Here is a 14,649-nt window from a genome sequence, read left to right as displayed (position 1 = left end):
AATGGATGCCGGTGGTCATGGCGCCGGGGCTACCAGCGCGTGTGCTCGGTCTCGCCCCAGCCGCGGATCACGGCCCAGGCCTCGTTGCCGTCCGCACCGAGGTGGCACGTGATCTGGGTCGCCCCGTTCGCCTCGAGTCGGAAGGGCCCCTTGTAGTCGTTGAAGGCCCGGCCGTTCGAGACGCAATCGATCTGGTAGTCACCGGCGGGGAAGTTCTGCGTGTTGATCACGAAGTAGTAGCAGCCGTTGACGCATCCGCCGACGGGAGAGCCCTTCGTCAGGTACGCGCGCGGCTGGGGCGGCGGCGGCGCATCAGGCGTGCGTACCTCGGCGCGCGCAGTGGTGGTGCTGCTGCCCGGTGCCGATGTGCGCACATCGATCGTCTGCGTGCTGCTGTAGCCCACATCGCCCCGCGGGCTCGATCCGCTCGCGTCGACGCGCTGCCAGCCGCCGCCGTTGATGCTGATCTCCGTGGTGATGTCGCGGCCGTTGCGTGCCGGCGACGACCACGACAGCGTGACGCGGTTGCCGTCGCGCGTAGCGCTAGCCGACGGGTTGCCGATCTGGCCGTAGGGCGCGACCTGGTTCGAGGCAGCCGAGGGCTCGCCCTCGTACGTCGACCCGTCGGCGGTCGCGACAGCCCGGACGCGCACGGTGTAGGTGCCGTTGTTGTTCACCTGACCGTTGCCGATCGTCCCCGACCCGCCGTTGCCGCCGCCGACCCAGTCACTGCGCCAGGCGCCGTTGTTCACGGAGTACTGGTAGGTGACCTCACCGGGGTTCGCACCGTTGAGCGACCCGGCCGTCCACGAGACGGTGACGCGGTTGTCGCCTTCGCTTGCGCTGATGCCGGTGGGGGCACCGGGCGGGGTGAACGCGCGGCGCGGTGCGGACGCCGCACTCCATTCGCCCCAGCCCGCCTTGTTCTGCGCCCGGACGACGAACGTGTAGTCGGTCGTCGAGGTGTCGACGGTCACCGCTTGGCTCGTCTGGCCCGCGGGGACGCTGATGGTGTCGACGGTCGCTCCGCCGCGGCGCACCTGCAGCTGGTAGCCCGCGATCGCGTCGCCGTTGTTCGCCGGCTGGTTCCAGCTCACCTGCATCTGCGAGCGGTTGCCCACCGGGTTGAGCCGCTGGGTCGACGGCGCGCCGGGGGCGTCCGGCTTGCCCGCGGGCACCATGGCCTGCGACCAGACGCTCCAGCTCGACGGCTCGGGCGCGCGGTTGTGGGCACGCACGCGCACCTGATACTGCACGCCGTTCTGCAGACCGTCCCACGTGATGGGACTGCCGGTCACACCGGTCTTCTCCGCCACGCCGGAGGGCGGTGCGGGCGAGATCTGCAAGCTGTAGCTCTCGACGGGCGAGCCCTCGGTGCGGGGTGCCGTCCAGCTCACGTCGAGGCTCCGATCGCCGAACGCGAGGGTCGGCGGGTTCGGAGTGTCGGGACGCTGGTCGGGACGCGCGGTCTCCGACGGCAGCGACGGGTCGGACTCGCCGACGCGGTTCGTCGCCGTCACGACGAAGTTGTACTCGACGTTGTTCGTCAGTCCGTCGAGCGTGCAGGTCGTCGACCGGCACTCGCGGGTGTACGAACCCGAGGTCGAGCGCACCGTGTAGCCGGTGATCGACGCACCGTTGTCGACGGGCGGCGACCAAGACATCACGACGGTGCGGCTCTCGACGCTCGTCACCGTCGGCTTGCCCGGCGCGTCGGGGCGTCCCTGCACCGTGACACGGATCTGACCGTCGACCTGACGATCGGGGTCGCCGGTCGCGTCCTGCACCCGGTAGCGCACGACCAGGGTGCCGACGAAGTCAGCGCGGCTGGTGACCTCGACACGGTCTCCCGCCACCCGCGCATCACCGCCCGTGGACTCGCTGAACGCGCCGACGATCTGCAGCGGCGTCTCGGGGAACGGGTTCACATCGTTGTCGAGCACGGCAACCGAGATGGTATTGCCCTGGTCTGCCTGCTCGATGACGTCGGCGTTCGCCGTCGCGAGGGGCCGCGTCGAGGCCGTGACGGTGACGGTGATCGTCGCCGTCACCGGGTCGGACTCGCCGTCGGTGACGCTCACCTGGACGGGCAGCGACGTGCCCTTCGCGACGTCGGTGCTCGCCTGCACCGACAGCACCGAGTCGTCGACACGTGCGGTGAGCCCGTCGGGCGCGCTACCGACGATCGCGAACCGGAGCTTCTCGGCGTCGCCCGGGTCGGGATCGGTCGCGAGGGCGGCGAGATCGAGTGTTCGCGCATCCTCGCCCTGTGCGACATCCATCTGCGCACCGATCATGGTCGGCGGCCGGTTGTCGGGAGGCGTGACGGTGATGGGGATCATCAGGGTCGCCTTGCGCCCCGCGGGATCGTCGGGCCCGGAGCCGTCGGTGACCTCGAAGGTGAGGGCGTCCTGGCCGAAGTAGTCGGCGGCCGAGGTGTAGACCAGCGTCCGCTCATCCTTGACGAGGGATGCGCCGTCGGAGTGGGCCGCGGTGACCTTCTCAGCCTCTGTGACGACGACGTCGCGTCCGCCCGAGGCCCGCACGTACTCCGAGAGCGGCAGGTCGACGGTCTCGCCGCTCTGGACCACGAGCGCCTCGGTCGAGATCAGGCTCGGAGGAAGCTCGGCGAGGGAGGGGACGTGGATGAAGGCGGCTGCCGTCAGCTCGTCCTCGTCGGTGATGAAGTAGGTGATGAGCTGCCGCTCGTCGGTCAGCTGCACCGACACCGTGCCGTTGGGGCGCACCGTGGCGTTCTCGCCGCCGACGCCGAGCGTCACGCGCAGCGCACTGCGGGTGCCGTCGGGGTCGTCGTCGTTGTCGAGCACCGCGACCTCGGCGACGCCGTTCTCGTCGACGTCCTCGGCCCGGACCCGGTCGTCACGGGCGATGGGGCGCTGCAGCGGCACGTCGGGGTCGACGGTGATCTGCACGGGAGCCGTGGCCTTCAGACCGCGTGCATCCTCGATCGTGTACTGGATGCTGGTGTTCATCGGCACGTCGGGCGCGGTGATGATGACCTGCTCACCCGACACCTCGGCCGCGAGACCGTCGACGTCCGGCACTTCGAGAGCGTCGGCCGCGAAGCCGAACAGATCGCCGTCGGGGTCGGAATCGTTCAACAGCACCGAGACCGCCACCTGGCGTCCCGGCCGCATGATGACGGCATCCTTCACGGCGTACGGCGCCTGGTTGGTCGTCTCGGGAGGCGCGATGCCGACCTGGATGCGCGCGGTCCCTTCCTTGCCGAGACGGTCGCGCACGCGATAGGTGAACGAGTCCGAGCCGACGCTCGTGTCGAAGGCCTCGTAGACGAAGGTGTTCGATCCCGTCTCGACGATGCGGCCCTTGCTCGGCGAGCTCGCGATGCCGATCAGCTCGACCGAGTCGCCGTCCTCGTCGATGCCGTCGAGCGGCACCGGGATCGTGACCTTCGAGCCGCTGAGCGTGCGCGCCGTGAGGTCGCGCGGTCGCGGTGCGGCATTCGCGTCGTCCTGCCGCGGCAGGATCTGGATCGTCACGTAGGCGCCGGCGCGCTGGCCCGAGCTGTCGACCGCCTCGTATGTCGCGTTGACGGTCTTGGGCTCGTCGCCCGCGCGGAACCGGAGCTTGTCCTCCGAGACGAAGACCTGGCCGTCGGCCTCGTCGATGAGCGGGGGCACGAGCTCGGGCGAGACGTGCAGAGTGTCGCCGTTGGGGTGGGTGTCGTTCGCGAGCACGTCGATCGTCACGACGTCGCCGACGCGCACGACCGCCGTGTCGTTGTTGGCGACCGGTGGCCGCAGCCGGTCGGGCGCCGGAATCGGGATGACGACGATCTCACCGGTGGCCGATTGATCGCCGTTGGAGATGGTGTACGACACCCGGGTCTGCTCGCTGAGCGAGCCCTGGTCGGTGATGCGGACAGTCTCGTGGCCGAGCACGGCCGCGGTGACGCCTCCGTCGGGGTCGGCGGTCACCGACTGGACGACGAGGATGCCGCCGGCGGGGTCGGTGTCGTTGCCCAGGACGTTCACGAGCACGTCACCGCCGGTCGGCAGCAGCGCGACGTCGCGCACCGCGACGGGCGGCAGATTCGTGTCGGCCGCCGGGAGGACGTCGACACGAACGAGGCCGGGGACGCTGTTGGGCCCCGCTGAGACGAGGTAGTCGACGTAGTAGGTGTTCACGACGTCGGAGGTGAAGGTGAAGGTCTGCTCGGCGAAGTCGGGCTGGATCGTCGCGCCCTCGACCTCGTCGACGCGCGTCAGACGCAACGGCTCGCGGCCGGCGCTCGTGTCGTTCGTGAGGGGCGAGACGGTGACGGACTGTCCGACGCGGGTCACGACGTGGTCGGCGTTGGTCACGGGCACCGTCGTGCCGGGAGGACGGACGTCGATGCGGAGCACCCCGGCGCCGTCGTCCGTTCCGTCGGACACGATGATGGGCACGTCCTTGCGACCCTGCACGGCTCCGATCGCACGGTAGGTGATCTGACCGTCGGAGGTGAAGTCGGCCTCGTCGCCGCCGTCGGGCTGGACCGACTTGAGGAAGATGTCGTCGCCGTCCGGATCGATCCACTCACTGAGGACGTTGTACGACGTCGTGCCCCCGGCCTCGACGGTCACGGGGGTGACGCGCTGCTGGACCGGCGGCGAGTTCTCATCGTCGCCTCGCACCGACAGCCGGACGGTGGCCGATGCCTCGCCGCCCCGGCCGTCATCGGCCTTGTAGGTGAACGACGTCGAGCCCGACGCGTCGTCGGGTACCGCGATCTGGAGGGCGCCGCCGTTCTGGATCGGCGAGATCTCGCCGAACGCGGGATCGCTCGTCGCCTCGGCGACCAGCACGTCGCCGTCGGCATCGGTGTCGTTGAAGAGGACGGGGAGGACCGTCGTGCGCCCCGGCCGCACGCCGAACGAGTCGTCGACCGCGATGGGCGGCGTGTTCTCCTCCGTGCGCTCGGGCAGCGCCGTCTCCACCGTCTCCTCGGTGGTCTCCTGCTCCTCGTCACCGGTGCCCTCGGGCGGGGTGATGTCGGTCCAGTTGTCGACCCGCTGCATGTTCTCGCTCGCGAGCCAGGCGGCCCCGCCGAACACGTCGTTCAGCACGACGACATCCCGGTTCACGCGGAACTCAAGTTTCGCGGCGGGATCGATGCCCTCGATCTCCTGCACTACGTCGTCGGCGTCGTTCGCACAGTCGCGCACGAAGACTCCCGATCCCGACCAGGCGCCGTAGGCACAGCCCCCGACGTAGACGGGGTCGGCGGGGGTGCCCTCGGCACCGGCCTCGATCGTCGTGATCTGCCCGCCCGGCTGCACCCGGAGCAACGCGCTGGGCGTGCTCACGGTGAGCGTCTCGGCAGAGTTGGACGGACGCTGCAAGAGCGCGTCTGCGGGGAGATCGGTCTGCGTGCCGTCGCCGCCGTAGAGCACGTTCGTCGTCCGGTCGAGGACGAACGGCGTCTGCCCGAGCGAGGTGATCGCGAGCTCGTGGTCTTCGGCGATGCCGTCGAGGCTGCGCTCAGCGGTCTGCGCGACCGTGCCGTCGCCGATCGGCGCATAAGCATAGAGAGAGGCACCGGCCGCGGACGCGGCGTAGATCGTGCCATCGGTGCCGACGGTCGCGGTCGCGTTCTCGCCGAGCTCGGCGATCGGCTCGTTGCCCTCGAGGCTGAAGCCGTTCACGCCCGCGAACTGGACGGTGCGCAGGTTGCCGGCCGCGTCGAGCACCGAGACGGTGTCGGAGCCCAGACTGATCTGCGCGCCCGGCTGCACCTCCGCCGTGCCCGAGAGCACGACCTTCGCCGGATCGACGGCCGACATCGCCGACCCGTCGGCGTCGACCACGACGACGCGGGGGCCCGATTGGAGGACGTCGTATTCCGCGGACGTCGTGCGCAGGCTGCCGTCGAGCACCCGGGACTCGTTGTTGTAGTGCCCCACGAGCAGGCTCGACTGCTTCGTCACCCAGACGCCGCCGTCGTGGAGGTCGACCTCGGTCGTGGGCTCGCCCTCATAGGCGACGGCGAGGGTCCCGATGGTGAGGGCCGCGACGGTGACGATACCGGCGGAGATGAGCGTTCGCGGGCGTGCCCGCAGCCACGAGGTCGACTTCATTGGGCTCGGCTCCCCCCGGGGCGACGATCATCGGCCCGGCTCCCGGGCTCGCACTGGTTGAACTGCGGAACCACCCTATGTCAAGCGGGGTGCCGGATTTGTCTGTTGACATGGGGAGTTCTCCCCATGTCAACCATCGCGAGGGTGTGCATCAGCGCTCCGATCCCGCGCTCGTCCCGATGTAGCGACGCAGATGGTGCGCCGTCAGCGTGTCTGCCGTCGCGACGAGGTCGGCCGGTGCCCCTGCGAACACGACCCGCCCGCCGTCGCGCCCGGCACCGGGCCCGATGTCGATGAGGTGATCGGCATGCGCCATGACCGCCTGATGGTGCTCGATGACGATGACGGAGTTGCCCGCGTCGACGAGACGGTCGAGCAGGGCGAGGAGCTTGTCGACGTCGGCGAGATGCAGTCCGGTCGTCGGCTCGTCGAGGATGTACACCGAGCCTGCCGTGGCCATCGAGATCGCGAGCTTCAGCCGCTGCCGCTCGCCTCCCGAGAGGGTGCTGAGCGCCTGGCCGAGCGTGATGTATCCGAGGCCGACATCGATCAGGCGCGACAGGATGCCGCCGGCCGCTCGCGCCGGCAGCGCCTCCGCGGCCTCCGCAGCGCTCAGCGCGAGCACGTCCGCGATGGTGCGCCCGTCGAGGGTGTACTGGAGGACGTCGGGGCTGAAGCCGGACCCCTGGCACACGTCGCACTCGGTCTCGACCGATGCCGTGATGCCGAGCTTGGTGACGATGACCCCGAGCCCTGCGCAGGCCGGGCATGCGCCCTGCGAATTCGAGCTGAACAGGGCGGGCTTGACCCCGTTGGCTTTCGCGAACGCGGAGCGGATCGGATCGAGCAGACCCGTGTACGTCGCGGGGCTGCTGCGGCGATTGCCTCGGATCGGCGACTGGTCGACGACGACGACCCCCTCCCGCCCGGCGAGGCTGCCGTGGATCAGCGACGACTTGCCCGAGCCCGCCACGCCGGTGACGACGGTGAGGGTCCCGAGCGGGATGTCGACATCCACCGATTTGAGGTTGTTGGCGGTCGCACCCCGGATCTCGAGGACGCCGGTGGCAGCGCGCACCGCCGGCTTCAGCTGTGCGCGGTGGTCGAGATGCCGGCCCGTCAGCGTGCCGGATGTCCTGAGCTCGGCGACCGACCCGGTGAACTGGACCCTGCCGCCGTGGCGCCCTGCCCCGGGCCCGAGGTCGATGACATGATCGGCGACCTCGATGACCTCGGGCTTGTGCTCGACGACGAGCACCGTGTTGCCCTTGTCACGGAGACCGCGCAGCAGGTCGTTCATGCGCTGGACATCGTGCGGGTGGAGCCCCGCGGTCGGCTCGTCGAAGACGTATGTCACGTCCGTCAGGCTCGACCCGAGGTGCCGGATCATCTTCGTCCGCTGAGCCTCACCACCCGACAGCGTTCCCGACGCGCGGTCGAGCGAGAGGTAACCGAGGCCGATGTCGATGAACGACTGCACGGTCGCCCGTAGTCCGGCGAGCAGGGGCTCGACGGTGGGATCGTCGATGGAACGGAGCCAGCCGGCGAGATCGGTGATCTGCATCGCCGCGGCGTCGGCGATGCTCGCGCCGGCGATCTTCGCGGAGCGAGCGCCCGCGTTGAGCCGCGTTCCCTCGCATGCCGAACAGGGCATGAACTTGACCGCGCGATCGACGAAGGCTCGGACGTGAGGCTGCAGCGCGTCGCGGTCTTTCTGCAACATCGACTTCGTGATGCGGGGCACGAGGCCCTCGTAAGTCATGTTGATGCTCTGGATCTTGACCTTGACGGGCTCCTTGTAGAGGAGGTCCGCGAGCTCTGCATCCGAGTACTCGGCGATCGGCTTGTCGGGGTCGAGCAGACCAGACTCGCTGTACCCGCGCACCATCCAGCCGTCGGCGCTGTAGCCCGGCACCCGGATGGCGCCCTCGTTGAGCGACTTCGACCGATCGATCAGCTCGTCGATGTCGATGTCCCTGACCTCGCCGAGACCCTCGCAGGTGGGACACATCCCTCCGGTCACCTGGAACGATCGTCGCTCGGCGCGGCCTTCCTCGCCTCCGACGGCGACCGTGATCTCACCGGCGCCCGACACCGACGGCACGTTGAACGAGAACGCCTGCGGCGACCCGACGAACGGCTCGCCGATGCGACTGAACAGGACGCGCAGCATGGCGTGCACGTCGGTCGCCGTACCCACGGTCGAGCGGGCATTCGCCCCCATCCGTTCCTGATCGACGATGATCGCGGGACTGATGTTCTCGAGCGCGTCGACATCGGGGCGCCCGATCTGCGCCATGAACTGCTGGACGAACGTGGGATAGGTCTCGTTGATGAGACGCCGCGACTCGGCCGCGATCGTGCCGAACACGAGCGAGGACTTGCCCGACCCGCTCACTCCCGTGAAGACCGTGAGACGACGCTTCGGGATGTCGACATCGACACCCGTCAGATTGTTCTCGCGGGCACCGCGGACGCGGATGACCTCGTGCGCGTCGGCGACGATCTCAGCGGATGCGGCGGCCATCGGACATCCTCTCGGTGCGGACCTCCCCATTGTGGGGCTTCGCCACGTCGAGGGCGAGGGTTCGGTGGCATCCCTCGACGTGGTCGTCGACCATGCCGGCCGATTGCATGAGCGCGTACATCGTCGTCGGCCCGACGAATCGGAAGCCACGGCGGCGAAGGGCCTTGCTCATCGCCTCGGATTCCGCCGTCACGGGCGGCACGTCAGCCAGCGTCGCGGGGCGGGGCCGACCCGGCTCGGGGGCGAACGACCACATGAGCTCATCGAACTCGCCGTCGGCGAAGTCGAGCAGCAGCCTCGCGTTCGAGATGGTGGCCTCGATCTTCGCGCGATTGCGGATGATGCCGGCATCCGCCATGAGGGCCGCGACCTCGGTCGCACCGAAGGCGGCGACCCGCACCGGCTCGAAACCCGCGAAGACCTCGCGGAAGCGCGGGCGCTTGCGCAGGATCGTGATCCAGCTCAGCCCCGCCTGGAACCCCTCGAGACTCAGCTTCTCGAACAGCGCGCGGTCGCCGTGAAGCGGGCGGCCCCATTCTTCGTCGTGATAGCGCCGGTACTCGGCGTCGCCACCCACCCAGCCGCAGCGGTCGAGGCCGTCGGGTCCGGTGATGAGGTCGAGCGCCATTCCGTCAGGCTAGCGAGCGGCTGCGACATCGCCGGAACGCGGGGCCCGGGCGGCATCCCGTCAGGCGTCACGCTTGCCCGACTTCGCCAACGTCTTCTCCGAGACGGGCGCGTTGCCCGACGCGGCGAGGTCGGCGAAGTACTCGTGCGCCTCGCGCTGCCGCTCCGCCTCCGCGCCGGACGCGATGGGAGCGCGGACGTGCTCGGGCGCGAAACCGAAGGCGTCGACGAGATCTTGGGCGTGCGGGCGCAGGCGCGCGCAGAGCCGGTCGATGTAGCTCGTGACGGCGGCTGCCCGCTGGGTCGAGAGGCGACCGTTGATCAGGTACCAGGCGAGGTGTCGCTCGATGAGCGTCAGGCCGAAGAGGTCGCGCAGCCACACGAGCACCTGGCGGGTCCCCTCGTCGCCGACGCGCTCGACACCCTGTGCGAACGCCTCCCACTGCAGCAGCTCACCGTGGGCGCGTGCGGCCTCGATCAGTTCCGACTGGTGCTGGTTGAAGACGGCGGCGGCATCCTGCTGCGACATCTTCGACGCGGGACGTAGAGCGGCGGCGATGTCGGCGATCATCTGCTCGACGCGGCCCGTCAGCAGTTCGTGCTGCTGCTCGGCCCGGAGCCCGAGCTCGACCGACCGCGCCATCTGCCCGAAGTCGGCGACCGACTGACCGAGCCGGCGAAGACCGGCACCGTGGAACACGCGCTCGGCCGTCGAGACAGCGGCGAACTTCGCGAGGGCCCGCGCGTCGGCGCCCTTGAACTGCTTGGCGTAGTCGCTGAGCAGACGCTTCCCGACCAGCTGCAGGAGCACGTTGTTGTCACCCTCGAATGTGGCGAAGACGTCGAGGTCGTGGTGCAGGTCGACCATGCGGTTCTCGGCGAGGAAGCCCTGACCGCCGCACGCCTCGCGACACTCCTGGATCGTGTCGAGCGCGTTCCACGTCGACAGGGGCTTGAGGGCGGCGGCGAGCGTCTCGAGGTTCTCGCGTCCCTCCGGGGTGTCGGTGCGTCCCGAGAACACGCCGTCGAAGGCCTGCAGCAGCTCGTCGTGCGAGAAGAACTGCGCATAGGTCTGCGCGATCCGCGGCAGCAGGCGGCGCTGATGCCGCCCGTAATCGAGCAGGGTCACCTCGTCGGTGCCCGCACCGGAGTCGAACTGACGACGCTGGTTGGCATACGTCACCGCGATGTACTCCGCGAGCGCCGAGGCGGTCGTGGCGGAGCCGTCGAGCGACACACGCCCCTGCACGAGCGCGCCGAGCATCGTGAAGAACCGGCGGCCGGGGCTGGCGATGTCGGAGCTGTAGGTGCCGTCCGCAGCGACGTCGCCGTACCGGTTGAGGAGGTTCGTACGCGGGATCCGGACGTGGTCGAAGTGGAGACGGCCGTTGTCGATGCCGTTGAGCCCGCCCTTGACGCCGTCGTCCTCGCCGCCGACGCCGGGCAGGAAGTCGCCCTCGTCGTCGCGGAGCGGCACGAAGAAGCAGTGGACGCCGTAGTTCACGCCGCCCGTGATCAGCTGCGCGAAGAGGGTGGCCGCCTTGCCGTGCACCGCCGCGTTGCCCAGGTAGTCCTTCCACGCGCCGCGGAACGGCGTATGGATGACGAACTCCTCGGTCTCGGGGTCGTAGGTGGCGGTCGTGCCGATGGCCGCGACATCCGATCCGTGCCCGGTCTCGGTCATCGCGAACGCACCGGGCAGGCGCATCTCCATCGCGTCGCGAAGCCACGCGTCGTGGTGGGGCTTCGTGCCGAGCTGGTGGATGGCCGAGCCGAACAGGCCCCACTGCACGCCGGACTTGATCTGCAGGCTCGGATCGGCGAGCACGAGCTCCTGGAAGCCCGCGAGGTTCGCGCCGTTGTCGCCGTCGCCGCCGTACTCCTTCGGGTAGCCGCGCCCCGAGGCGCCCCGCTCGACGAGGAGGTGGAGCTGCTTGAGCACGCGTTCACGGTGCTCCGCCATCGGCTCGCCCGGGATCTGCCAGAACACGGGGTCCTTGATCATCTCGCGCGCCTCGCGACGCGTCGCCGCCCAGGTTCCGAGCAGCATGTCGGTGACCGCGTCGATGTCGATGCGCGCCTCGTGCGCCTCTTCCGCGGTGTGGGGCGCGGTCGGAGCTCCCCCGGCGGGGGTGCGGTCTGCGGTTGCGGGCTTGTGGGGACGAACAGCGGCGTCGGTCATCGCGTGCCTTTCGACGTCGGAAGGATCGGAGTCAATAGTCACGGTAGGACTTCCACAACGCCTCGCCAAGCGGGTTGGACGATGAGCACAACAGGATGCCGGTACGTCGGCGACCCGCGTTGTGCGACCGCGACATCCGGCCGGTCAGTGCGACGCGACGACGGCCAGCACGGCGTCGCCGTAGGCCTCGCGCTTCTTGGCGCCGATGCCCGTGATGCCCTCCAGATCGGCCGAGGTGCGGGGCCGGCGATCGGCGAGGGCGCGCAAGGTCGCGTCGCCGAAGACGATGTAGGCAGGCACCCCCTGCTCGCGCGCCTGTTCGGCACGCCACGCCCGCAGCGCCTCGAAGAGGTCGCGGTCGCCCTCGGCCACCTGCTCGGCGGCCGCCGCCTTGCGCACCCGTGAGCCGCCGCTGTTCTGACCCCGGCCGAGCACGTCGCGCCGCAGCGGTACGCCGGACTCGCCCTTGAGCACGGGGGCTCCGGCGTCGCCGACCGCGAGCACGCCGTACTCACCGCGAGCGACGAGGATGCCGCGGGCGAGCAGCTGGCGGATGACGCTCCGCCAGTCCTGATCGGAGAGATCGGAGCCGAGGCCGTACGTCGCCAACTCGTCATGGCGCTGCTGACGGATGCGCTCGGTCGACGCGCCGCGCAGGATGTCGACGAGATGACCGGCGCCGAACGACTGGTTGCGTTCGCGCTGGAGTCGCACGATCGTCGACAGCAGCTTCTGGGCCGGGACGAGGCCGTCCCAGGTGTCGGGCGGGGTGAGACACGTGTCGCAGTTGCCGCAGGGCTCGGACTCCTGTCCGAAGTAGCCGAGCAGGTTCTGGCGTCGGCAGGCGACCGTCTCGCACAGGGCGAGCATCGCGTCGAGGTGCTGACCCATCCGCATCTTGAAGGTGCGGTCGCCCGGGCTCTGATCGATGAGACGCCGCTGCTGGACGACATCGCCCAGGCCGTACGCCATCCAGGCGATCGACGCCTCGCCGTCGCGGCCGGCGCGCCCCGTTTCCTGGTAGTAGCCCTCGACCGACTTCGGCAGGTCGATGTGGGCGACGAACCGCACGTCGGGCTTGTCGATGCCCATTCCGAACGCGATCGTGGCGACCATGACGACACCGTCCTCGCGGAGGAACCGCGACTGGTGCTTGGCGCGCATCTCGGCGGGAAGACCCGCGTGGTACGGCAGCGCGTCGAGGCCTTGCGCGGCGAGATAGTCGGCGGTCTGCTCGACCGACTTGCGGCTGAGGGCGTAGACGATGCCGGCCGAGCCCTCGGGCATCGAGCGGATGAACGTGACGAGCTGCCGCCGCGGGTCGACCTTGGGCTCGATGCGGTACTGGATGTTGGGCCGGTCGAAGCTCGCGACGAAGTGTCGCGCCTGCGGCAGGCGCAGCCGCTCGGTGAGCTCCTGGTGGGTGGCCCGGGTGGCGGTCGCGGTGAGCGCCATGCGCGGCACCCCGGGGAACCGCTCGTCGAGGTCGCCAAGGGCGAGGTAGTCGGGTCGGAAGTCGTGACCCCATTGCGAGACGCAGTGAGCCTCGTCGATCGCGATGACGCTCAGGGTTCCTCGCTGGAGCAGCTGCGTCGTCTGCGGCACGCTCAAGCGCTCGGGGGCGACGTACAGCAGGTCGAGCTCGCCCGCGAGATACGCCTGCTCGACGCCCGCCCGCTCGCCCGCCGACTGGGTCGAGTTGAGGTAGGCGGCTCGCACGCCGTTGGCGATCAGGGCGTCGACCTGATCGTGCATGAGCGCGATGAGAGGGCTGACGACGAGGCCCGTGCCCGGGCGCACGAGCGCGGGCACCTGGTAGGTGATCGACTTGCCGCCACCGGTGGGCATGAGCACGACGGCATCCCCGCCGCCGACCACGTGCGAGACGATGTCGCCCTGGTCGCCGCGGAAGTCGTCGTATCCGAAGACCTCCTTGAGCACCGCACGCGGGTCGGCGTCTGTGAAGTCGCGGCGCGCGAGGGAGAGGACGGCGGCGGGAGCTGCGGCCGGAGCCGCGGTGCGTGGTGGTGCGGCTCGGGTCGGGGCTGCGGCGCGGGCCGGGGGCGCGGTGCGGCGGGCTGCGGCGGGGGCATCGCCGGGCGCGGGGGCCGCAGCGCGATCGCGGGTGGCGCGGGCGACGGCGGCGCCGTAGCCGTCGAACTCGGGCGGCGGCGGCGCGTCGAAATCCTCGGGCGGGGCGAACTCGTCGGGGTTCCAGTCGAGGTCGGCGTAGGGATCGGCATCCCAGGACTGCTGCTCTCGACTCACCCGATTCACGATAGCCGCGGCATCCGACATCCCGCTCCGTGCGTTCACAGGCGCGGGATCGATTCCCGCCTCGTCAGCACCATCGTTCGGCGAGCGTCACGACGACGTTGAGGTTGCGGTTGGTCGCGATGCCGAGGAGCTTCGCCGCGCCCAGGGGGTCGACCGTCCCGTCCTGATACCCGGGTTGCAGGAGCGCGTGGACCGCGCGGCCGCGGACCAGCATGCGACCCGCGGATGTCGCGAGGGCCTCGACCCGATCGATGGTGTCGGCGTCGAGCTCGTCCTTGAGCAGATACACGTAGTGCCGGGCGAGGCCCGGGTTCGCGTCGCTCACCGCGAGCGCCTCGGCGGCGAGCGCGGCGAACTCATCGGTGCGGAACGTGATCGTCGGCACCTCGAACCCTCGATCGGCCGCATACGCCGCCTCGAGGGTGCGCTCGATCTTGGCGCGCGAGCGCAGGCGCGTGCCGAAGCGGATGTTGCCGGTGTTGATATGCGTCGCGACATCCTCGAAGCCCGCGGCCTCGGTCACCCGGCGGATGTCGTCCTTCGGGAACACCCGCGTCGCGCCGAGGTTGATCGCCCGCAGGAACCCGAGATGTGTGGCCACGCCCTCATCATGCCCCGGGCCTGCGACATCCGCGCCGGGCCTCGCCTTCCGCTCACGTCCCGCGAACAGGCTCAGCCGCCGCATCCGCCCTCAGACCGGCCCCGAGACCACGCTCAGCCTGTCGGCGGCACGGTAGGGGCGTCGGCTCCGCCGTCGCGCCTCGCCCTCGCCCTCGCCCTCGCCCTCGCCCTCGCCCTCGGGAGAAGCCGAGCTCCCCCTTGAAGCCGCGGGTGCCGGCCTCCGCGCGTCCCGCGAGCAGGCTCAGCCCCGGCAACTCAGCCGAAGTCGGCCCAGAAACCGCTCTCAGCCTGTCCACGGCACGCGGCAACCCGTG

The 14,649-nt window shown here is 70.1% G+C and carries 6 protein-coding genes; all 6 read right to left on the bottom strand.

Annotated elements, in window-relative coordinates; all coding sequences use genetic code 11:
- Positions 1-29: 29 nt before the first annotated feature.
- The 6 genes from AA0Y20_RS04160 to AA0Y20_RS04135 all read right to left on the bottom strand — a co-directional run bounded on the left by AA0Y20_RS04160 (position 30) and on the right by AA0Y20_RS04135 (position 14,315).
- Positions 30-6,101 (bottom strand): Ig-like domain-containing protein, encoded by a 6,072-nt coding sequence (locus AA0Y20_RS04160; RefSeq protein ID WP_412937650.1) that lies wholly within the window; start codon positions 6,099-6,101, stop codon positions 30-32.
- A gap of 151 nt (positions 6,102-6,252) precedes the next feature.
- Positions 6,253-8,628, bottom strand: a complete 2,376-nt coding sequence (locus tag AA0Y20_RS04155) for an ATP-binding cassette domain-containing protein (protein ID WP_412937649.1) — start codon at positions 8,626-8,628, stop codon at positions 6,253-6,255.
- Complete coding sequence (locus tag AA0Y20_RS04150; protein ID WP_412937647.1) at positions 8,609-9,256, bottom strand: DNA-3-methyladenine glycosylase I; 648 nt, start codon at positions 9,254-9,256, stop codon at positions 8,609-8,611. The genes AA0Y20_RS04155 and AA0Y20_RS04150 overlap by 20 nt, the downstream gene beginning before the upstream one ends.
- A 60-nt stretch (positions 9,257-9,316) precedes the next feature.
- Positions 9,317-11,437: an acyl-CoA dehydrogenase gene (locus AA0Y20_RS04145; protein ID WP_412937645.1), complete on the bottom strand. Its 2,121-nt coding sequence runs from the start codon at positions 11,435-11,437 to the stop codon at positions 9,317-9,319.
- A gap of 144 nt (positions 11,438-11,581) precedes the next feature.
- Positions 11,582-13,705, bottom strand: a complete 2,124-nt coding sequence (recQ, locus tag AA0Y20_RS04140; RefSeq protein ID WP_412937643.1) for a DNA helicase RecQ — start codon at positions 13,703-13,705, stop codon at positions 11,582-11,584.
- Positions 13,706-13,778: 73 nt separating this feature from the next.
- The gene (locus AA0Y20_RS04135; protein ID WP_412937642.1) at positions 13,779-14,315 is read right to left on the bottom strand and encodes a DUF1697 domain-containing protein; all 537 of its coding nucleotides are present in this window, start codon (positions 14,313-14,315) and stop codon (positions 13,779-13,781) included.
- Positions 14,316-14,649 lie beyond the last annotated feature (334 nt).

It is taken from the genome of Microbacterium pratiae (genome assembly GCF_047302165.1).
Taxonomy (GTDB): Bacteria; Actinomycetota; Actinomycetes; order Actinomycetales; family Microbacteriaceae; genus Microbacterium.
Note: the sequence above shows the minus strand (reverse complement) of the source record. Positions and strands in the feature narration are given on the sequence as shown.

Coding starts and splice junctions, on each gene's coding strand:
- AA0Y20_RS04160 (WP_412937650.1), bottom strand. CDS start 6,101: ATGAAGTCGACCTCGTGGCTGCGGGCACGCCCGCGAACGCTCATCTCC.
- AA0Y20_RS04155 (WP_412937649.1), bottom strand. CDS start 8,628: ATGGCCGCCGCATCCGCTGAGATCGTCGCCGACGCGCACGAGGTCATC.
- AA0Y20_RS04150 (WP_412937647.1), bottom strand. CDS start 9,256: ATGGCGCTCGACCTCATCACCGGACCCGACGGCCTCGACCGCTGCGGC.
- AA0Y20_RS04145 (WP_412937645.1), bottom strand. CDS start 11,437: ATGACCGACGCCGCTGTTCGTCCCCACAAGCCCGCAACCGCAGACCGC.